The organism is Cohnella pontilimi (assembly GCF_005049045.1).
Taxonomy (GTDB): domain Bacteria; phylum Bacillota; class Bacilli; order Paenibacillales; family Paenibacillaceae; genus Cohnella; species Cohnella pontilimi.
Map to the genome: position 1 here is coordinate 321,845 of NZ_SUPK01000001.1, position 22,143 is coordinate 343,987.

Sequence of the window (22,143 nt, forward strand, 5' to 3'; positions counted from 1 at the left end):
TTTACTGTCAATTTCAACGGTAGCGTCGCATATTCCTTCTGTTAAATGGGTGTCCTTTACTTTTTTGTTAGAAAAGAGTGAATGAGTGAAAAAATCGTTCGTATTTTAGGGCAAGAACCGCATTTATACTGGAAGTCAGCTGATACAAGTGTTGGAAGGAGTGATGCAGTGATGCCGGATGCATCAGCGCGAATCGGAACGGTGACCATCCCCACTTACGAGCTCGGAACGGACGATATCAATCCGATTTTGGATAGACGGCTGAATCCTTACCCTTATACGCAACAAAACCATAAAACCGGTGTCAGAGTGGAGAAAGAGTACGAAGCGGTCGTGCTGGAAAACGAATATATCAGACTCACCGTCATTCCATCGCTCGGAGGGAGGCTGTACAGTGCGGTCGACAAGAGAATCGGCCGGGAATTTCTTTATCGCAACCCCGTGATCAGACCCCGCATGATCGGCACAAGAGGCGCATGGTTTGCCGGAGGCATGGAATTTAATTTTCCGATCAGCCATTCTCCGACCACAATGGACCGCGTCAATTATCGAATCCATCATGGCCCCGACGGAAGTGCTTCCGTCACGTTCGGCAATATCGAGCGGATCTCGGGCATGAATTGGAAGGTAGAACTGAAGCTGTACCCGGGAAAAACCTACATGGAGCAAAAGGTAAGCCTTTACAACCCGGCCCCGCGGGAAAGCAGGTTTTATTTCTGGACGAACACTGCGGTGGAGTACGACAAGAGTGTAAAGCTCATCTATCCGTTCGACTGGTGCATCAACTTCGATACGCAGTATGTCAAATGGCCTTATTACAAGCAGATGGACTGCCGCAATCCCAAAGAAATCCCCTATGCCTATGAAACGTTCGGTAAACTGTTGACCCAAGATTTTTTCGGCGCCTACAACGTGGACCAAGACCACGGCATCGTACACCACGCGGATCGGAAAAAAGTAAAAGGGGCCAAGTTTTTCATCTGGGGCAACGATTCGAATGCCGAAGCCTGGAACCGTTGTTTGACCGAGGGCGATTCCCAATATATCGAAATTCAAAGCGGACCGTTCGAGAGCCAAATGGTATACAAGTTTCTCAAGCCTCATCAGGAGCTCGCCTGGAGCGAATATTGGTACCCGGTCTCCGGAATGGGCGGCGGTTTCAAGTATGCGTCCAAGGAGCTTGCCGTCAACTTCAAGCGCAGCACAGAAGGCGTGTCCTTCTGTTTAAGCGCGACAGAAAATTTACGGGATTGCGAATTGATTTTCACGGTGAATGGTGCAACAGAGCGGCGGAAAGCGGATTTCAGCCCGCTTCAGCTTTCCGTTATGGAATTTGAAGTGGAAGGTTCATTTCATCTGCATGAAATCAAGCTCGATGTGTATTGCGGTGATCGCCACATTGCGGCCATCGGAGAACGTAACGAGTATACCGACGAGTATCCGGACACCGACATCTATGAAGACTCCAGAGTGAACATGCTGAATCAGGATCCGGACAAGACGCTTAAGCATGTCCAGTGGCGCGAATCGCTCGGACTGACGGCGGAGGCGTTCGATTTATATCGCGTCAATCTTCAGGAACACCCAACTTGCACCTTGACCATGAACCGTCTTGGAAATCTTTACTTGAAGAGCATGCAATACGAACGTGCGGCGGATTGTTTCCGTAAAGTACTCGCTTACGATAATCGCAATTCTCAGGCTCGCTTTTATTTAGGCGTCACAGAGAAAGAAAGGGGACATCCTCAAACCGCCCGTCGTTTGTTTATAGATATCGCGGCCGATGCGGAGTATTACCGTGCATCCCTCATCGAGTTGATTAAGCTCAATTTGCTGTTCGGTTATGGGCGTGAAGCGCGGCTGCTGTGCGAACAACTGGGACCGGCGGATGCGTACGCACGTTTTCTGGGCTCGATAAGCAGACGAAAAGACTTGCGCGCACATTTACACCATGATAATCAGTCAGACGAATGGATGTCCGATGAATATGGACTCGCCGAACAGTATCTTCAACAGCGATCCAATGAAGCCAAGGAGACATTCGTCGCATTTACAGGCGGTGATGAGTCGGTCATCGTGGCTGTAGCTTTGGAGTATTTGGAGATGGGTCTCCGCGATGATGCCTCGGAACTCCTCCAGTTGATTCGCACACCGGGTTTACAGGCACAATTGATTTTCGCTTCGTGCCAAGCCGATGGTAATGAGCGGATCACAAACATGTTAACCGTTCTTCAGCAGCAATCTCTCGATTACGTGTTTCCTCAAGATCCGAGAACGATGCGGCTGCTGATGGAATTGGAGTCAGCCGATGGCTCCGGCCGAGCCGATTATTTGCTGGGGATGTTTCTGTATGCAGCTGGCGACAGGGAAGCTGGGCTAGCTCGGTATCGATCCTCCTACGACAAAGGATTGAGATATACCGCATTACTGCATAGCCTTGGTTATATCTATCTTAATGTGCTGCAAGAACCGAGCACTGCTGAGAAATATTTGTCGGAGGATGCGGCCGTCAACGGAACGGCTAACACGGAGACGCTCGTATACTTAGATAAACTGTTCGCTGCAGCCGGTGACCTGTACAAAAGGACGGAGCTTGTGCCCTTGATGGAGCAGGCAAGGAACCGTGCGCTCGTTCTTGAGCGGCTCGTCGAAATTTATATGCAGACAGGCCAAGAGGATAAAGCGTTTCATATTCTCGAGAACGAAGAGTTTGAGAATTGGGAGGGGCGGGAAACGAGCGGCGCGACTTATCGTAACGCCATTCTTCATAGGGTCCGTAAAGAAATGGAGCAGGGTGACTACGAGCGCGCCCGTTATTGGATAGATCGAGCGGATGTATACCCGGAAGGACTCCATTACGGACCGCACTCGGGCACCCCTTTGTCGGACATCAAATATTACAAAGGGTTGGTCTTAGCCGGCCTGGGACAAGAACACGCCGCTTTGGAGCAATTCCGCGAAGGATACCACGAGCTATATCGGGAAGAGATCGGCAGCACGGAAAAGAGCCGTTCTTACAGCATGCTTTGCCTCGAACAACTCAACAAACGCGAGTCAATAGGATAAGGAGGGTTTTCCATGATTCACGCAGCCGTCATCGGCGCCGGATCCAGAGGTATGTTCGACCTGGGATCCTACGCGCTTAGAAAGCCGCACGAACTGAAGTTTATCGCCGTCGCCGAACCGAATGAGGAACGCAGACGCAAATTTTCGGAAATGTACGACATCCCGGAACATATGCAGTTTGCCGGATGGGAGCAGCTTCTTGCCCAGCCCAAGCTTTGTGAGGCGCTGGTCATCACGACCATGGACAAAGACCATTTCGCACCGACGATGAAAGCGCTGGAGGCGGGTTATCACATTCTCCTTGAAAAACCGATGTCTCCGAATCCACGCGAGACGTTGTTGATGGCCGAGGAAGCGGAAATGAGAAACCGCATTTTAACGATTTGCCATGGAATGCGCTATTCCACCTATTTCAGCAACGTGAAGAAACTGCTGGATCAAGGGGCGATCGGCCGGATGATGACCATCCAGTGGACCGAGAATGTGGGATATTGGCATCAGGCTCACAGCTTCGTCCGGGGGAACTGGCGAAACAGCGGCTTATCCAGCCCGATGCTGCTTCAAAAATGCTGCCATGACATGGACTATCTCAAATGGATCGTGAATTCCAAATGTGAAAATGTATCCTCATTCGGCACGCTGTCTCACTTTCGTGAAGATCAAGCACCGGAAGGCTCTACCGCGCGATGCACGGATGGCTGCAAAGTGGAGCATGAATGTGTATACTCGGCGATCAAATTGTATTTGAACGACAAAGAGGACTGGCCGCAGCGGGTCGTGTCGCTGGAACCGACGCTGGAAGCGCGCATGAAAGCATTGAAAGAAGGCCCCTACGGACGCTGTGTGTATCGTTGCGATAACGATGTGGTTGATCATCAGGTGGTCAATTTACAATTTGCTAACGAAGTGACGGTCGCGTTCACGATGACCGCCTTCACCCGCGATGTCAGCAGATCGTTCAAAATCATGGGCACAACTGGAGAGCTTCTCGGTCATTCCAAAACAAACGAAATCGAAATCCGCCACTTCAGCGGGAAAACGGAAATCGTTCGACCGGAAGAGCATGAAGGAAGCCACGGCGGGGCCGACGCCATCATTATGCAAAATTTCATCCGCCAAGTCGAGAGCGGAGATGTGAGCGGCGGAATTACTTCCGGTGTGGAATCCGCGCTGAGTCACTTGATTGTGTTTGCAGCCGAACAATCGCGCATAACCGGTCAAACCGTGAATATGGATCAGTTTGTTCAACAAGTGAGAAACGTCCCAGTCAGTTGAAGCGAAGGAGCGGATTCGATATGCCGGAGGGCCATTTTTCGATAAGGGACTTACCGTTAATCGGATCCCATCTTCTTTCCCCGGAAGATGCGGGGTATTGTCACCGGCTGAAAGAGCTGCCGGTCAAAGTATTACAAATCGGTGAAGGCAATTTTTTACGAGGGTTTGCGGATTGGATGCTTCACTGCAGCAACAAGCAAGGGCTGTTTAACGGCTCTGTGGCGGTCTCTCAACCGCGGCCGTCCGGCAGCAGGAATCTGCGCAAGCTGAGGCAGCAGGAGGGTCTCTATACGCTGCTCATCCGCGGGTTGATAAATGGAGAACGCGTCGAACAACGAGAGACGGTTTCCGTCATCTCGCGTACGGTGGATCCTTACGGGGAATGGGATCAGTTTCTGGAGCTGGCCGATAACCCGGATCTCGAATTGATCGTGTCGAACACGACGGAAGCCGGGTTAACCTATACACCTTGTGATTGGTCGCCGCACGAGCCGGCAGCTACTTTTCCGGCTAAGCTTACGGTCTTTCTGTACCGCCGTTTCATGCGATTTTCGGGCGATCCCGACAAGGGCTTGATTCATCTTCCTTGCGAATTGTTGGAGCGTAACGGAGATAGGCTGCGAGAAATCGTATGGCTTCATGCGAGGGATTGGAAGCTTCCACAGGAGTTCATAGAATGGGTTCGTTCCTGCAACCGGTTTCTCAACAGCCTTGTCGACCGGATCGTAACCGGCTTTCCGGCAGAGGAAGCGGAACAATTATTTAGAAGATGGGGCTATTCCGATCCGCTCCTCACGACGGCGGAACCCTATTATTTGTGGGCGATTGAAGGAGAGGCAGAGCTGGATGCCCGGCTGCCGCTGCGTAAAGCGGGTCTCAACGTGCATTGGGTGAATGATTTGGCTCCCTATCAGCTTCGCAAAGTTCGTATTTTGAACGGCACACATACGATGTTGGCTTCCATCGGCTTGTTGCACGGGTTGCTGGAAGTGCGGGAAGCATTGGAACATCCGACATGGGGGCCCAAATTCGTTCAAGCCGTTTTTGATGAAATTGTTCCGGGCGTACCGTTGGATCGAAGCGAAATAACGCATTACGTAGAGGAGACGTTGGAGAGATTCCGAAATCCATTCATCCGTCACCGCTTGTCCGATATTGCGATGAACAGCCTGTCCAAGTGGAAAGTTCGGCTGCTTCCCTCTTTGAAGGCGTTTGTGACTCGAACGGGGCAGTTGCCCCCGCTGCTGACCGAATCGCTGGCTTCACTGCTGAGGTTGTATAAACCGGTTTCTGTTACAGAAGAGCCCGCCGGAATGTTGCTGAATGGAAATTTGTTTCCGCTTCGGGACGACCCGGAACTGCTGCTCTTGATAGGCGGCCTGTGGCAACCGAGAGTCGATGGGGAAGAACCTGCCCTCGAGATGTCGCTGTCATGCATTTTGAGTGAAGCGAAGCTTTGGGGAGAGGATTTGACGCAAATCCCCGGGTTGGTTGAAAACGTCGTTCGACATTGGATGGGTTGGGAGGAAGTTGCGGGATGAGCGGCACCTTGATTTTAAGCCCCAAGGACGATGTGGCCATTGCGCTTTGTGACCTAGCGGGCGGAGATACGGTGAGCGTGGATGTAGAAGGCAAAGAGTTGGTATTGCATCTATCGAATGATATACCCAAAGGACATAAGGTGGCCATTCGCGCGATCAGTGCGGGTCGGCATGTGCATAAGTTCGGATATTCCATCGGCTTGGCTCAAAAGGATATCGCGGCAGGCGAGTGGGTTCATACCCATAATTTACGCACCGGATTATCCGGGCTGCTGGACTATCAGTACGAGCCGATCGTACCGGGAACGCTTCCTTCCAAGTCGCTTACATTTGAAGGTTATGAAAGAGCAAACGGGGAAGCCGGGATCCGAAACGAAATCTGGATTCTCAACACAGTAGGATGCATTAATAAAACGTGTGAGCAACTGGCCAGGTTGGCATCCAACCAGTTTCATGGACGAGGCATCGATGGCGTGTTCCACTTTGCCCATCCGTTCGGCTGCTCCCAATTGGGAGACGACTTGGCGTTCACGCAGCGCCTGCTGACGTCGCTTGCCGAGCACGGCAATGCGGCCGGCGTTCTGATCGTAGGCTTGGGATGCGAGAACAATCAGATCGACGCGATGAAGGGGCTGATCGACGATCCATCCGGTAAAAGGATTCGGTTTTTAAAATGCCAGGAGGAAGCAGATGAACTGGAAACCGGACTCATACTGCTTGAGGAATTGGTAATTTACGCGGAAACGTTCGAGCGTAAAACAATGCCGATGTCCAAACTCAAAATCGGCCTCAAATGCGGGGGATCCGACGGGTTTTCCGGCATTACGGCCAACCCGCTGGTCGGCACAATTGCGGATGCGATCGTTGCGGAAGGAGGAACCGCTCTGCTCACGGAAGTGCCGGAGATGTTCGGCGCCGAAACGATCTTGATGAATCGCGCGCAGGATGAAGCGGTATTCCGGAAAGTGGTCGGGCTGATCAACGATTTCAAGCAGTATTTTATTCGCCACAATCAGGAAATTTACGAAAATCCTTCTCCGGGCAACAAGTCAGGCGGAATTACCACCTTGGAAGAAAAATCGCTTGGCTGTACGCAGAAAGGCGGACAGGCCATCGTAACGGACGTTCTTCCGTATGCTGTCCGTTCCGTGACGCCCGGTTTGAATCTCATCCAGAGCCCCGGCAACGATTTGGTATCCGTCACCGCATTGGCGGCGGCCGGCGCGCACCTCGTGCTGTTCACCACCGGCCGAGGCACGCCGTTCGGCGGTCCCGTCCCCACCGTCAAGCTGTCGACCAACTCGGAACTGGCGCTCAAGAAACGTAATTGGATCGATTTTAACGCTGGCCGACTCTTAGAAGGCAGGAGCATGAATGCTCTGACGAACGAACTGCTGGACTACGTCATTCAATTGGCTTCAGGAACGCAATGGACCCACAACGAAGAGAACGGATTCCGCGAAATCGCCATCTTTAAGGACGGGGTCATTTTATGAACTCATCGATTACAGGCATCCATTATGAAACGGGAGATTTCATCCAACTTCATATCCAGGATGGGAGGATCGCGCGCATCGAATCCCGGCCATTACAGCCAGACGACGATAAGGTGGGGCTCGGAATCGTTGCGCCTGGCTTGTTTGATTTTCAGATAAACGGCTATATGGGCATGGATTTGAATGATCCGCCTCTTTCCACGGAATCGGTCGTCCGACTAACGCGAGCGTTGTGGAAAGAAGGGGTAACCCGTTATTTGCCTACGGTCATCACCCAATCGCGTGAAGTTATTGAGAACAGCGTGCGCGTCATTGCGGAAGCGTGCTTGTCCGATGAAATGGTATCGAGGTGCGCAGCCGGTATCCATCTGGAAGGACCGTTCATTTCACCGGAGGACGGCCCGCGCGGCGCTCATAACAAAGCTTACGTCACCGCTCCGGATTGGGGGCTGTTTCAACGTTGGCAAGAAGCGGCGCGAGGAAAAATACGACTGATCACCCTGTCGCCCGAATGGCCGGAAGCGGCAGACTTCATCTCAAGTTGTGTGAGAAGCGGTGTACAGGTGTCCATCGGTCATACGAACGCGACAACGGCTCAACTCCGGGAAGCGGTCGATGCAGGCGCCAGAATGTCCACCCATCTCGGCAACGGTTCGCATCCGATGCTGCCTCGTCATCCCAACTATATCTGGGACCAGTTGGCTGAGGATGAGTTGTGGGCCGGTTTCATAGCGGACGGTTTTCATCTACCCGATTCGGTGTTAAAAGTCATTCTTAAAGTAAAAGGGGCGCGTGCGATTCTGGTAAGCGACGCCGTGGCGTTGTCCGGCATGGAGCCTGGCGAGTATGAAACTCCGATTGGCGGAAAAGTGGTTTTCACTCCGGAAGGAAGACTTCATGTAGCCGAACATCCGAAGCTGCTGGCGGGCTCGGCCCAAATGCTTCCCTGGGGAATCAACCATCTGGTGAATGCAGGATTATGCAGCCTCTCGGAGGCATGGAACTTGGCATCCATCACTCCCGCACGGTTTTTGGGCGTAGCCGATCCAACGGGGCTGACGGAAGGCGCGAACGCCGATGTGGTGATTATGAAACAAGACAGCGATAACCTATGCATCAAGGAAACGTATAAAGACGGAAAGCTAGTTTATCAAGCGTGAAAGGGGAGGCGAGAGACATGAGAACTTGGGGTTTTGCGATTATCGGCTGCGGGATGATCGCTGAATTTCATATTCGCGCTCTGAATGACATTCCGAATACAAAACTGGTTGCCGTGTCGAGCAGGCAGGAACAGAAGGCGAAAACCATAGGGGAAAGAGAGCAGTGCAGTTGGACGACAAACTATCATGAGCTGCTTGCGAATCCGGAAGTTGATATCGTAATCGTAGCCACCTCAAGCGGCTCTCATGCTTCGATCGGTTTCGACGCACTCCGGGCCGGTAAGCATTTGGTCATCGAAAAGCCGATGGCGATGACCGGTGACGAAGCGCGGGAATTGATCCGGCTCGCCGAAGACAAAAGACTCCTGTTATCCGTCATCTCACAGCGGCGGTTCGAAGAACCCTTTCAAATCGTCAAACTGACCCTGCAGGACGGCAGACTGGGAAAATTGCTGCTCGTGGAAGTGACGAGCCCGTATTATCGCACACAGGCTTATTATGACTCTGCGGAATGGCGGGGGACAATCTCGCAGGATGGCGGAGCGCTAATGAATCAGGGCATCCACATCATCGATGTCATGCTTTGGCTTGCCGGAGAAGTGAATCACGTAGTTGCCAAAACAGCCACTCAAGCACATCGGATGGAAGCGGAGGACCTTGGACTCGCACTCATCCATTTCAGGAACGGCGCTTACGGCACTTTAATGGCCTCAACCAGCACGAAACCCGGCTTTTTACCGACGATCAATTTGTACGGTGAACTCGGAACGATCAAAATCGAAGGTCAGGAAATCAAGCATTGGACTGTGCCCGGCATGGAGATTCCAAGATATGAAACATCGGCTTCCGAAGTTGGTGTATCCGATCCTAAAAGCATTTCACATACCTATCATCAAAAGCAATTCATGGACGTCATTCACGCACTTGAAACGGGGGTAAAACCTTACGTCACAGGCGTTGACGGACTTCGGGCCATTGCATTTATAGAAGCTGTGTATCAATCATCGGCCTCAGGAACCCAAATAACTTTGTAGGAGGACGGACGAATGAAAACGATTGCTGAGTTGGAGGCCAAATTAGCCGAGCCCTCGGCTGATTTGATTCACGATTTAAAATCAGTAGACGGAGATATCCTCATTTTGGGTGTCGGCGGGAAAATGGGACCGAGCCTCGCAAAGCTTGCTATCAACGCGATTCGGGAAGGTGGGTTGAATAAACGCGTAATTGGAGTTTCAAGATTTTCGGATGAAGGGACCAGACGCGATTTGGAAGGCGCAGGTGTCGAGACCATTTCTTGTGACTTACTGAATGACCGGGAACTACAAAATCTGCCCGAATCCCGAAATATCATGTATATGGCCGGCAATAAATTCGGAACCACAGGCCGGGAACACTTTATCTGGGCAATGAATGCTTATTTGCCGGGCAGGGTGGCCGAGAAATACCGGAACTCCCGCATTGTCGTGTTTTCATCCGGAAACGTGTACCCGTTATCCCCGGTAGGAAGCGGCGGCGCTCACGAAGGAATAGCGCCGGCGCCGGTTGGAGAATATGCGCAGTCCTGCCTTGGCCGGGAGCGTGTGTTTGAATACTTTGCTCGCCTGCATGGCACCCCAATGGTCATGTTTCGACTGAATTATGCGATTGATATGCGTTACGGAGTGCTTCTCGAACTGGCAAAGTCCGTATGGGAGGGACGACCTGTTGATTTGACTATGGGACATGCGAACGTCATTTGGCAGGGGGATGCCAACGAAATGGCGTTACGATGTCTAACAAAATGTACAAACCCACCTTCGGTGATCAATGTGACCGGTCCAGAGACCTTGTCGATTCGCTTTGCCGCGGGTGAATTTGCGAGACGAATGGGGAAAGAAGTTATATTTCATGGACTGGAATCCGAAACCGCGCTTCTGAGTAACGCATCCAGATCACATCAATGGTTTGGGTATCCGAGAGTCTCACTTTTGAAAATGATCGAATGGGTGTCGGATTGGGTGCAAGCCGGAGGTGTTATCTGGAACAAACCTACGCACTTCCAAGAACGAGAGGGGAAGTTTTAGTGTCCGAGACTAGGAAAACGCTTACTTCCGAGCAAATCACAGCCCTTCATGACGGCCTGGTTATACCAGCGCACCCGTTGGCGCTGGATGAGAACCGCAAGTTGGACGTTCGGCATCAGAGAGCTCTAACCCGGTACTATATTGCTTCAGGCGCCGGAGGAATAGCGGTTGGCGTGCATTCAACGCAATTTGAGATTCGCGATCCGGGCATTCGTCTGTTCGAACCTGTTCTTAGGCTGGCGGCTGAAGAGGTGGATAACGCCGGGCTGCAAAAGCCGTTCATCCGGGTGGCCGGTGTATGCGGTCCGACTGAACAAGCTTTGGAAGAAGCTGAAATCGCGGCCGCACTCGGGTATGATGCCGTTTTGCTCAGCATGGGCGGTTTGACTGATTGGTCGGAAACAGAGATTCTGAAACGGGCCCAAACGATTGCGGAATTCATGCCGGTGATCGGCTTCTATTTGCAACCTTCTGTAGGAGGCCGAATCTTCAGCTTCGACTTTTGGCGGGCATTCGCAGACATTCCGAACGTCGTGGCGATCAAAATCGCGCCTTTCAATCGTTATCAAACCATCGACGTGGTCCGGGCTGTTTGTTATTCTGTCAGGCGTGATGATATTGCGTTATACACGGGCAATGACGATAATATCGTGAACGATTTGCTTACAACATATAGGTTTATTGTGGAAGGTGTGGAAGTGGAGAAACGCATCGTCGGCGGTCTTTTGGGTCATTGGGCGGTCTGGACCCGAAAAGCGGTGGAGTTGCTGGAACGGATCAAGCAATGCCGAAGAAACAGCCTCCTGGATGCAGAGTGGCTGACTCTGAACGCGCAAATTACAGACAGCAATGCTGCTATTTTCGACCCTGTGCATCAATATGCCGGGTGCATTCCAGGAATCCATGAAGTCCTTCGCCGGCAAGGCCTGCTACAAGGGACTTGGTGTTTAAAAGCGGAGGAAACATTGTCCTCCGGCCAGGCGGAGGAAATCACCCGAGTTTGTCAAGATTATCCACATCTAAACGATGATGAGTTTGTCCAGTCACGTTTACAGGAGTGGCTGGCAGAAACCTAGGGTCTACAATCTTTAACTTTTTCACACCCGCCGAATTGCCCACTTTGGCAGCCGCTACTATTTTCTCTGCGATCAGAATATGCTCTCTCAGAAGATCAGCCAGCTTATTGCCGGCGGCTTCCCCGTAATAAGGTTTGATCAAATTGCCTATGTCCTGCTGGTTCCGCAAAAGCCGGTCCAACACGTCCTTCTGATCTTGACGATCAGTTTATACAAAGGAGAGATATTGAATGAGTTCTTTGGTTCTCGGCTTCCAGGAGATGGAAAAAACGCAGCTTTTGCTCGTTGGCGGAAAAGGGTTAAATTTAGGAGAATTATCAAAAATGGAAGGAATGCACGTACCAGAAGGATTTTGTGTTACAACAGTGGGATATCAAAAGGCCATCGAACACAACGAAATGTATCATGCTTTGTTGGATCGACTCACAATGCTAAAAGTAGAACAGCGAGATCAAATTGGTGAAATCAGCAGGAAGATTCGACAAATCATTATGGAAGCAGAAATTCCTTCCGATGTTGTGAAAGCAGTTACTCACTATCTCTCCCAGTTCGGTGATGAACATGCTTATGCAGTGCGTTCTAGTGCGACTGCTGAAGATTTACCACATGCCTCTTTTGCCGGTCAACAAGACACCTATTTAAATATCATCGGCAAAGAAGCAATCTTGCAGCATATCAGCAAATGTTGGGCTTCCTTATTTACGGATCGCGCGGTAATCTATCGTATGCAAAATGGATTTGACCACAGTCAAGTTTATTTATCCGTAATCGTTCAAAGGATGGTTTTCCCACAGGCTTCAGGGATTTTATTTACCGCTGATCCCATTACCTCCAACCGAAAGTTGCTATCAATCGATGCCAGTTTTGGACTTGGAGAAGCGCTGGTCTCTGGCTTGGTATCTGCCGATTGTTATAAAGTACGGAATGGGGAAATCGTCGATAAGAGGGTAGCAACCAAAAAACTGGCTATCTATGGACGAAAAGAAGGCGGAACAGAGACAAAGCAGATCGATCCTGATCAGCAAAAAACTCAAACACTTACTGATGAACAAATTTTACAACTGGCACGCATCGGAAGACAGATCGAAGCCTATTTCGACCAGCCGCAAGATATCGAATGGTGTTTGGTTGATGATACATTTTACATTGTCCAGAGTCGGCCAATCACGACTTTATACCCAATCCCTGAAGCGAATGATCAAGAAAATCACGTTTATGTATCCGTCGGTCACCAACAAATGATGACCGACCTCATGAAACCATTGGGACTGTCTTTTTTCCTGTTAACGACTACTTCACCCATGCGGAAAGCTGGTGGAAGGCTGTTTGTTGATGTTACAAATCATTTGGCTTCACCTGTCGGCAGAAAGATGACATTGGATGCCCTGGGAAAATCCGATCCGCTCATAAAAGATGCACTTATGACCATCATTGAGCGAGGAGATTTTATTAAATCGTTACCAGATGATAAAAAAGAACCGAGTTCCGGTAAAAGCAATAATGGTATGTCGTCTGCCGGTTTTCAAGCACAAATCGAAAACGATCCGACAATCGTTTTTGATTTGATTAAGCGTAGTCAAACATCGATAGAAGTTTTAAAACAAAACATCCAAACGAAATCAGGATCGGATTTATTTGATTTTATCCTGGAAGATATCCAGCAATTAAAGAAGATTTTATTTGACCCACAAAGTTTGAGTTTGATTACGGCTGCTATGGATGCTTCATCATGGATCAATGAAAAAATGAACGAGTGGTTAGGTGAAAAAAACGCAGCAGACACGCTTTCCCAATCTGTGCAAAACAATATTACTTCGGAAATGGGTCTGGCGCTATTGGATGTCGCAGATGCGATTCGTCCTTATCCGGAAGTCATTAATTATTTACAACATGTAAAAGATGATAACTTTTGGGATGAACTGGTTAAGTTTGATGGTGGACAGGAAACACAAGACGCTATCTATGCTTTTCTCAACAAATACGGAATGCGATGTTCCGGAGAAATCGATATTACTAGAACTCGATGGAGAGAAAAACCAATTACACTTGTCCCCATGATTCTGGGTAACATCAAAAACTTTGAGCCTAATGCCAGCCATCGGAAATTTGAGCAAGGGCGACAGGAAGCTTTGAAAAAAGAACAAGAGTTATTAGATCGATTGAAGCAATTACCGGATGGTGAACAAAAAGCCAAAGAAACAAAACGAATGATCGACTTCATCCGGAATTTCATCGGTTATCGAGAATATCCAAAATACGGGATGATTAATCGCTACTTCGTTTATAAACAGGCTTTACTGAAAGAAGCCGAACAACTCGAACAAGCCAACGTTATTCATGAAAAAGAAGATATTTACTATCTCACGTTTGAAGAGCTTCACGAAGTCGTGCGCACTAAGAAACTGGATTACCAGATCATCAGCAAACGAAAAGACGAGTACAAATTATATGAAAAACTAACTCCACCGCGTGTTATCACGTCTGATGGTGAAATTATTGCAGGTGAGTACAAACGAGAAAATCTCCCAGCTGAAGCTATTGTAGGTCTGCCTGTTTCTTCCGGAGTTATAGAGGGACGAGCACGTGTCATTTTAAACATGAAAGATGCTGATCTGGAAGATGGAGATATATTAGTCACCACCTTTACAGACCCTAGCTGGACGCCATTGTTTGTATCCATAAAAGGCTTGGTCACCGAAGTTGGCGGACTGATGACCCATGGAGCAGTTATCGCACGTGAATATGGCTTGCCAGCAGTTGTCGGGGTGGATAATGCCACCAAACTGATAAAAGATGGGCAACGAATTCGCGTGCACGGAACAGAAGGGTATATAGAAATATTGTAATGGCTGAACATGTCCGCAAATGCCCATGAACTTTGCCAGTTGTGCGCGAAAGTTTGCGAAGCTTGCGGCAACGAATGTAAAAAACACGACTCTTCACATTGCCAACAATGCGCGGAAGCCTGTTTCCGATGTGCTGAAGCGTGCAGAAGAATGCATACAGCCGCGTAACAAACGATTATGAGACAATCACATTTCAAGTACACATAAAAAAACGAGTCCTCCGACGATGAGGACTCGTTTTTCTATTAATTGTTCCTGGGATTGCGCAACAAAACGATGCCGAGCGCGAGGGTCCAGAGCTGCACGAGGAACACGAGCGGCCCGAAGATGATAAAACCAGGAACAAGATCCGGGTAAAGGAATTGCAAATTGGCAGCGATGAACGTCAAAGCGCCCACAATCGATCCTATCCAAAATAGCCATGAAGGGAATTTCTCAAGCTTCAATGCACGTGCAAACAGGAAAATGCCGAGACCCCAAAGCAAGCTGATCGAGAAAAGCGACGGGCCGTGAAGCGCCGTGAATACAGTGGTGGCCGAATGCTCGATATTGAGCTTATCCGTCACCGATGCGGCTTTCCAAGCGTCAGCGAGCGTTTGACCGGCATGGCCATCGGTGGAGTGCTCGAAGATGTGTACAGCTGCACCCACCAGGACCACAGCTACACCCAGTCGGCTTATCGTTTCGGCGATTCGGCTTGTGAACGAGCCGGTAAGCGCGACGAATCCAACAGATGTAAGAACGGCACCGATAACTCCACCCAAATGGACACCCTTATAGAACGAATGCTCCCCGATGAATAGCATGGAAGCATGAGCATCACCGGCTGGAAGATCTCCATGCATTCCGCGGAATATCAGGATGACCATACTGCCGACAATCAGAAAAAATGCGGCAATCCTTCGTAACTTTCGATTAAGATCCTGCTGGTTCTCCTCATTAAACAAATCTTTCATTGAAATTCACCTCTTCAGTTTATTGTTGGACGACTACGTTGCTTTCATGGATTCATCATAAATTCCATGTCTAAACCCTTTCTAAATCAATTGTTACAAAAGTATAAAAAGGTTCCCGACTATCCGCTTTTTGGTTGCCGTATTCGAGGCTGTAGTGTATCTTTTGGATGATTATGCTAAGGAACATCCGGCAGCAATCAACCACATGCAAGGAGAATACACGATGTCCATAAGATTGAGACTTTTGCTCTCCTACATCGCCATGTTTCTGGTCCCTGTCATGATTTTCGTGCTGTTCGCCGCTTTGCTTCTTGCTGTTTTTTACAAAGACATCAAGTCACTTGAGGATGCCTCATCCGATAACACCGGAAAGCCCTGGTTTCAAATCGTCAGCAATTATTTCAATAAAAAGAATGAGTTGGTCGGGGGAATCCGATTTTTGGCAAAATACGATCCCGACCGATTGGCGGACTACTTGTTTTTAACGAAAACGGACGAACAATTGAGGAATCTGCGAGCAGGGCTTGTCGTCGTAACCGATGATCGTGTAACGTTTGCCTCCAATCTAGCGGATGGAATCAATCTGAATGATGAGCTTCAGCAACCAGATACGAATCGCTGGGGACAAAATATAAAGAACACCTATTCAGTGGATCGGATTGATTTCAATTTCAGCGATCATCGTCCCGGAACTGTCTATGTCTTGGCGGATTATAAACAGTTTTTCGGATTTATTTCGAAATTTTTCCCTGCTATTCTACTGTCTCTGCTTGTCGCGATCACGCTCACGAACGGCCTGCTGACGTTCCTTGTTTCCCGGAGCATTATCAAACCGTTATATGCGTTGAAAAAGGCGGCTGAACATATTCAGAACGGAGATCTAGAGCTTGAGGTGAATGTGAGAAGAAAAGATGAAATCGGTAAGCTGGGCGCAGCATTCGAAGAGATGAGACGCAGGTTAAAGACATCCATCCATCTACAGCTTCAGTACGAAGAAAATCGCAAACTATTGATTTCAAATATCTCGCATGATTTAAAAACGCCGATCACCGGCATTAAGGCTTGTATTGACGGTATTTTCGACGGCATCGCGGATACGGATGAAAAGCGCAATAAGTATATGAAGATGGCCTACAAAAAAGCGACGGAAATGGACCAATTAATCGATGAGTTATTTTTGTTTTCCAAACTTGATCTGAAACGATTGCCGTTTCATTTTGTGAAAATTGATATTTTGGATTATTTGCGTGACTTTGCGGACGATCTGAGGCATGACCCGCAGAAGCAGGGGGTGTTGATTGACTTTCAACACGACGGAAGTCATCCGGTTTATGTGATGGTTGACTTGGAGAAGCTGCGCAGAGTTATGGTGAATATTGTGGATAACAGCATGAAATATACGGTCAGAGAGCCTAAAGAAATCCGGATCGAACTTGTGGATCAAGAACATGAAGTGACGGTGAGCGTACGAGACAACGGGACAGGAATTGCCGAGGACGCGCTTGCCCACGTCTTTGATCGGTTTTACAGAATAGAACATTCAAGAAACAGAAAGACCGGAGGCAGCGGTTTGGGACTTGCGATCGTGAAACAAATCGTGGAGGAGCATGGGGGAAAAGTGTGGGCGCAAAGCGCGTTAGGGGAAGGAACCGCCATTTTCTTCACATTACCCAAAGGGAGCGGGGACGGTCATGAAGCGGATCCTGATTATCGAGGATGAGGACATCATTGCAGAAGTGGAAAAAGATTATTTGGAGGCAAGCGGATATTCGGTTGATATCGCGCAAAGCGGTGACATCGGTTTGCAGAAAGCCATTAACGAAGAATATGATTTGATCATTCTGGATTTATTGCTTCCGGAAACCGATGGATTCGAAATTTGCAAGCAAGTTCGCCAAAGCAAAAACATACCGGTGCTCATCGTATCCTCCAAAATAGAAGAAATCGATAAAATTCGGGGTTTCGGGCTCGGCGCGGACGATTATGTGACCAAACCGTTTAATATGGGTGAACTGGTGGCAAGAGTAAAGGCGCATCTTGCCCGTTACGAACGGTTGACTCAATCCGATGCCCCCAAAAAGGACGAACTTCGAACCAAGGCGATTCACATTGACAAACGCTCCAGACAAGTGACCGTTAATGGAACCGAAGTGTTTTTAACCTCCAAGGAGTATGATCTCCTTCTATTTTTGATGCAAAACCCCAATCATGTATTCAGTAAAGACGAATTGTTCATGAAAATATGGGGAATGGACTCGCTGGGCGATATCGCCACCGTCACTGTGCATATAAGCAGGCTTCGAGAAAAGATTGAGCCGGACCCTTCCAATCCGCAATATATTGAGACTGTATGGGGAGTAGGATACCGTCTCAAAGTGTAAGGAAAAGGCATAATAAGCTGCTGAAGCCCGCTGCAGGCGGGCTGTTTTAATGGGTGGATGAAGAACTTCATCGATGCATTCGGGAAGCTTTTGAAAAGCTGAACAGTGGGAGGAAGTACTGATTGGAAGAACCATCGAATAAGAAAAAGCGGAAGATGAATCCGGTTATTCTAGTGCTTGGCCTCGTGAGTTTGTTTACCGATCTTTCCAGCAATATGATCGTACCGATTCTGCCGATCTATCTGACGACTGTTTTGCATGTGCAGATTGGATCCATTGGCATTATTGAAGGAATTGCCGAAAGTACCGCAAGCATATTGAAGTTGTTGTCCGGTTGGATAACAGATCGCACGCGAAAGCACAAGCTTTTAATGTTGATGGGATACGGATTGTCCAACTTAACCAAACCATTTTTTGCGATGAGCGGCACCTGGAGTCAGGTGTTGCTCATTCGATTTGCAGATCGGTTTGGGAAAGGAATCCGAACATCGCCACGGGATGCATTACTTGCCGATTCCACCACGAAAGAGGAGAGGGGAAAGGCATTCGGGTTTCGGCGTTCGATGGATGCGTTAGGAGCTGCCCTCGGTCCTTTGGCGGCTTTTGGTGTACTGGCGGTATTTACGAACAATTATCGGCTTGTTTTTTGGCTGTCCGTGATTCCGGGAGTGATCGCCGTGGCGCTTATCCTCATTTTTTTAAAAGACAAAAAACAAGAAGGCAATGGAAATCACGCGAGCATCCCCCGGATTCGTTTTCGGAATATGAGTCGACGGTTTATATGGTTTACTTTGATTTCAACTTTGTTTACGGTCGGAAATTTCTCCGATGCTTTCTTAGCGCTGCGTGCGCAAGATACGGGAATGAATGCGGCGCTCGTGCCACTTGCTTTTTTTGCTTTTAACATGACCAGCAGTATTTTTTCGATGCCGATCGGGATGTTGTCGGATCGTATTGGCCGGAGACCGGTACTTATTTCGGGGTTTGCGATTTTTGCGTTAATTTATTTTGGATTTGGCAGGGCAAACAGCGTGAAATGGATCTGGATTTTGTTCATTTTGTACGGCCTTTATTATGCTTTTACCGAGGGGATCCAAAAGGCATATATCGCTGACATTGTACCGCAAGGGCAGCGAGGAATGGCCATGGGAACTTATAATGCGATGATCGGTATCGCCACATTGCCGGCCAGTGTTATGGCAGGATACTTATGGGAAACGTTCGGTCCTGTGGTTGCTTTTAGTACTAGCAGCGCGATTGCCATATCTGCAGCGGTGTTGATGATTGTGCTCCGTATTTGAAAGACTCCACGAAAAGTGTGGAAGATCTGCATAAGTTCTCGACATTTGCAGTGTAAACTGGCTGTGAAAGGTGTGAAATAGAGGAGGTATTAACTAATGAAGATGAAGCTGGTTTCATTCGTAATATTTTGTTCATTTATACTTGCGCCAACTATTGCCTCTGCTGAAGTGACCGACGGTAATGTCGGATACGGATTTACCACCGGGCGATTCTGGGCCACAATGGACGCGGTTATAGGGCTGATCAGCGCGATCCTCGCTGGGCTGTCTCTGGCCCGTTCCGCTGGTCGTTTCGGTACCGGCAGCGGGCGACGCGGGGCCGTCGTGGCCATGGTGGTGGGGCTGATCGTCATTGTCTACGCTGGGGTGCATGTGACCTTATTTCCTGGTGGTCCCGGCACCGGTGACGGGCGAGTCGGGGCCATCTTTGCCATAGTGTTGGGGCTGATTAGCATGTTCATCGCTGGGATAACGCTGGCCGGTTCGCGTCGTACCGGCTGACCCTCAATTTTCTCCGATATATTTTCGATATAGAACTCATGCAACAAGTCTGTTATCAAAAGGGGATAGGCGTATGAAACGAATTGTAATAAATATATTAAATATTATTGGAGTTATAGGAAATGTTCTCATGATAGGAACAGGGCTTGTTTTTTTATACCTCGAAGATAATGCAGATTTTCTGAAATATTTGGATGAAAGTTGGAGTAAAAGCCAAAATGATTATACACTTGATCAGTTGAGTCAAGCAGGGATGATGTTTGTTCTCCCTGGAATCATTGGCCTTATACTAGGGATACTGGCTATTTATTTGTTGAAAAGCAATCGGAATCAGAAGCTTGTAGGATGGATGCTAATAATATTATCAGTCGTCAGCTGTTTTATTTCGTTGTTCGCTGCCATACCAAATATATTCTTTATTATCGCAGGGATCATAATATTGGTCGGAAATCCAAAGAAAATATAAGCATGGCTCAGTATGATCCGCGCTGTTGCGCGGTTTTTTGTTTTATGAATGCAAGTTCATGCCATTCAGCCAGGACATGAACTTGCATTGTTTCCCGACTGACCTTAGGCTGCTTTCTTTTTTCCTCGCTCGCCCCAGGGTTTGAAAACGGAGATCACATAAAGGGCAAATAGCGAGATCATTTGCAACACGGCTCCCACTAACAAACGGTGGTTGTTCACGTCAAGCCGGGAACCTCCATCCGCAATGTCTCCTTCTACGATCGTTACGCCTTTCAAAGTCAATTGATAAATCGCGATCAATCCGATTCCGATCACCACGATCGAGAGCAGCTGCTTAGCGATGATCCAGTTAAATCGAAACAACCCCCAGCGGGTCAGGACGGCCAATACTCCTCCCGACAAAATCGCGACTAACGTCGTCGTTCTGAGCGGTCCCGCAGCCAGGATATGCATGCTTCGATAGACCGATACGACGAGATCACGATCTTGCGTATTCGGAAGAACGAGGGTCAGCAGTTTCGAAGCTTTCCAAGCGGGATAGGCGCTGGCGGTCGTGGCCTCCAGGATACTATCACACATTGAACAATAAAAGCTGCTGACCAAGGCGATCAGCAGCTTTTATTCAGCGAACGCATCAATTCGAGCTCTAAGCGAATCATTCAACGTCATAAGCTTTAAGGTATGGAATTCGGAAAAAAAACGCATATTGTCAATAGTAAGCAAATTTCCACAGAAGGTGATAAAGTATGGGTAAAGTCGCGTTGACACTAGTGATCGTCGGGGCACTGAATTGGCTTCTCGTCGGTTTGTTTGAGTGGGACCTGGTCTCAGCGTTGCTCGGAGGAGATTCTCATCGGGAATCCTCTTGGTTCAGTCGAATTGTTTATATCTTAGTCGGACTTAGCGGGTTGTACTGCATCAGATTCTTATTCACGGATGATGCACGTGCAAAAACGTAAAAAAGGGAGCCGGTACGTCGCTAGTCGCTAATTGTAGGATTTGACGCTACCGGAAAGAATTACAGTGATAAAACTAATTATATGTAAAGAAATGCCCATTACACGATAGGTGATGGGCCAATTTTGTCTAATTCAATTTCACGATCTGATTGATGTTTGACGACACAAAAGCAGGGACATTGTCGCTAGTTGAGCCCACGCGTGTGCTATAATTTTCTATATCTCCATAGAGAGGGGACCACGCATGAACCAAAGACCGTCAGAAGAAGAATACGCCGGGGACTTCGGCGAGTATATCCGGTTGGTGCCGGAAGGCAACATCATCGACATTCTGCTCACCCAGGAAAAGCAAACGACCGAGCTGCTGGCATCGTTGACCGAAAGCAAGGGCGCGTATCGGTATGCGGAAGGAAAATGGACGGTGAAAGAAGTCGTGGGCCACATCGCGGACGGGGAACGCGTTATGACCTACCGCCTACTCCGGTTCGCAAGAGGGGATCAGACGCCTCTGTCCGGTTTCGACCAGGAATTGTTCATGCCTCCTTTCGAAAGCTGGACAATCGCGCAATTGGCCGAAGACTACCGGGCCGTACGGCAATCGACGATCACGCTGCTGCGCGGGTTGCCGGCGGAGGCGTGGTCCCGCAAGGGCACAGCCAACAACGTAAGCATTACGGCGCGCGCCCTCGCGTACGGCATCGCGGGACACGAACTTCATCACATGGGGGTCATCCGAAATCGGTACTTGAGTTAAGTACTGGGGATTCTCTGAGAGAGATATTAATTTAATTGAGTTATCAAAGGCATGTATTATGTACAATTCATTTTTCAAAACACTGCTTGTTGACTAACAGACCGTGGACGATGTGGAGACAAATAAGAAAATAGAACAAGTTCTTGCGATTTAACAGATCATTTTCTTGAGAACCGTTTCATGTCTAACGACACAAAAGTGGGGACATAACTGAACGCTCTAAAGCTTGAGAAATCAAGCTTTTTTGTTTTTATGTCCTAACGTTTGTGTCGCGGACAGACGACACAAATGTTGGGACAT

General features: G+C 48.8%; 18 protein-coding genes and 2 pseudogenes. 17 read left to right on the forward strand and 3 right to left on the reverse strand.

Features of this window, described 5'->3' with window-relative positions; all coding sequences use genetic code 11:
• The first annotated feature begins 171 nt into the window (after positions 1-171).
• From E5161_RS01655 to E5161_RS01690, 8 genes are read left to right on the forward strand one after another with little or no spacing between them, the layout of a single operon-like run.
• On the forward strand, positions 172-3,066 hold the full coding sequence (locus tag E5161_RS01655) for a DUF5107 domain-containing protein (protein WP_169306549.1): 2,895 nt from the start codon (positions 172-174) through the stop codon (positions 3,064-3,066).
• Between the two features lie 12 nt (positions 3,067-3,078).
• Complete coding sequence (locus tag E5161_RS01660; protein ID WP_136775849.1) at positions 3,079-4,341, forward strand: Gfo/Idh/MocA family protein; 1,263 nt, start codon at positions 3,079-3,081, stop codon at positions 4,339-4,341.
• 20 nt (positions 4,342-4,361) lie between these two features.
• Positions 4,362-5,882 carry a tagaturonate reductase gene (locus tag E5161_RS01665; protein ID WP_136775850.1) on the forward strand — a complete coding sequence of 507 codons (1,521 nt, stop codon included), beginning with the start codon at positions 4,362-4,364 and terminating at the stop codon, positions 5,880-5,882.
• Complete coding sequence (locus E5161_RS01670; protein WP_136775851.1) at positions 5,879-7,378, forward strand: UxaA family hydrolase; 1,500 nt, start codon at positions 5,879-5,881, stop codon at positions 7,376-7,378. The genes E5161_RS01665 and E5161_RS01670 overlap by 4 nt, the downstream gene beginning before the upstream one ends.
• Positions 7,375-8,538, forward strand: coding sequence for an N-acetylglucosamine-6-phosphate deacetylase (gene nagA / locus E5161_RS01675; RefSeq protein WP_136775852.1), 1,164 nt, complete (start codon positions 7,375-7,377; stop codon positions 8,536-8,538). The genes E5161_RS01670 and nagA overlap by 4 nt, the downstream gene beginning before the upstream one ends.
• Before the next feature lie 17 nt (positions 8,539-8,555).
• Positions 8,556-9,572 (forward strand): Gfo/Idh/MocA family protein, encoded by a 1,017-nt coding sequence (locus E5161_RS01680; protein WP_136775853.1) that lies wholly within the window; start codon positions 8,556-8,558, stop codon positions 9,570-9,572.
• A 12-nt stretch (positions 9,573-9,584) separates the two neighbouring features.
• A complete protein-coding gene (locus tag E5161_RS01685) occupies positions 9,585-10,601 on the forward strand; it encodes an NAD-dependent epimerase/dehydratase family protein (protein WP_136775854.1) in 1,017 nt (338 codons plus the stop codon).
• A complete protein-coding gene (locus tag E5161_RS01690; protein ID WP_246042059.1) occupies positions 10,601-11,677 on the forward strand; it encodes a dihydrodipicolinate synthase family protein in 1,077 nt (358 codons plus the stop codon). Before E5161_RS01685 ends, E5161_RS01690 begins: the two co-directional genes overlap by 1 nt.
• A 10-nt stretch (positions 11,678-11,687) precedes the next feature.
• On the opposite strand, the pseudogene E5161_RS21025 reads toward E5161_RS01690, so the two are convergent.
• Positions 11,688-11,885: pseudogene (locus E5161_RS21025) on the reverse strand (glycosyltransferase); the annotation flags it as partial.
• 22 nt (positions 11,886-11,907) lie between these two features.
• On the opposite strand from E5161_RS21025, the gene ppsA reads away from it, so the two are divergent.
• Positions 11,908-14,523, forward strand: coding sequence for a phosphoenolpyruvate synthase (gene ppsA, locus E5161_RS01700; protein WP_136775856.1), 2,616 nt, complete (start codon positions 11,908-11,910; stop codon positions 14,521-14,523).
• 21 nt (positions 14,524-14,544) lie between these two features.
• Positions 14,545-14,691 (forward strand): annotated as a pseudogene (locus tag E5161_RS01705) (four-helix bundle copper-binding protein); the annotation flags it as partial.
• Positions 14,692-14,768: 77 nt separating this feature from the next.
• On the opposite strand, the gene E5161_RS01710 reads toward E5161_RS01705, so the two are convergent.
• Complete coding sequence (locus E5161_RS01710; protein ID WP_136775858.1) at positions 14,769-15,479, reverse strand: hypothetical protein; 711 nt, start codon at positions 15,477-15,479, stop codon at positions 14,769-14,771.
• A 223-nt stretch (positions 15,480-15,702) separates the two neighbouring features.
• Between E5161_RS01710 and E5161_RS01715 the strand changes: the two genes are divergently transcribed.
• From E5161_RS01715 to E5161_RS01735, 5 genes are all read left to right on the forward strand, one after another.
• Positions 15,703-17,199, forward strand: coding sequence for a sensor histidine kinase (locus tag E5161_RS01715; RefSeq protein WP_136775859.1), 1,497 nt, complete (start codon positions 15,703-15,705; stop codon positions 17,197-17,199).
• Entirely contained in the window at positions 17,171-17,860 is a 690-nt protein-coding gene (locus E5161_RS01720; RefSeq protein WP_136775860.1) for a response regulator transcription factor, read from the forward strand. The genes E5161_RS01715 and E5161_RS01720 overlap by 29 nt, the downstream gene beginning before the upstream one ends.
• A gap of 122 nt (positions 17,861-17,982) precedes the next feature.
• Complete coding sequence (locus tag E5161_RS01725; protein WP_246042060.1) at positions 17,983-19,161, forward strand: MFS transporter; 1,179 nt, start codon at positions 17,983-17,985, stop codon at positions 19,159-19,161.
• A gap of 96 nt (positions 19,162-19,257) precedes the next feature.
• A complete protein-coding gene (locus E5161_RS01730) occupies positions 19,258-19,662 on the forward strand; it encodes a DUF6223 family protein (RefSeq protein ID WP_136775861.1) in 405 nt (134 codons plus the stop codon).
• A 73-nt stretch (positions 19,663-19,735) separates the two neighbouring features.
• Positions 19,736-20,128, forward strand: coding sequence for a DUF4064 domain-containing protein (locus E5161_RS01735; protein WP_136775862.1), 393 nt, complete (start codon positions 19,736-19,738; stop codon positions 20,126-20,128).
• A gap of 104 nt (positions 20,129-20,232) precedes the next feature.
• Here the strand turns inward: E5161_RS01735 and E5161_RS01740 are convergent, their stop codons facing one another.
• Positions 20,233-20,709, reverse strand: coding sequence for a hypothetical protein (locus E5161_RS01740; RefSeq protein WP_136775863.1), 477 nt, complete (start codon positions 20,707-20,709; stop codon positions 20,233-20,235).
• 167 nt (positions 20,710-20,876) lie between these two features.
• Here E5161_RS01740 and E5161_RS01745 point away from each other — a divergent pair, with 167 nt between their 5' ends.
• On the forward strand, positions 20,877-21,089 hold the full coding sequence (locus tag E5161_RS01745) for a DUF378 domain-containing protein (protein ID WP_136775864.1): 213 nt from the start codon (positions 20,877-20,879) through the stop codon (positions 21,087-21,089).
• 244 nt (positions 21,090-21,333) lie between these two features.
• On the forward strand, positions 21,334-21,843 hold the full coding sequence (locus tag E5161_RS01750; protein WP_136775865.1) for a DinB family protein: 510 nt from the start codon (positions 21,334-21,336) through the stop codon (positions 21,841-21,843).
• The last annotated feature ends 300 nt before the right edge of the window (positions 21,844-22,143 follow it).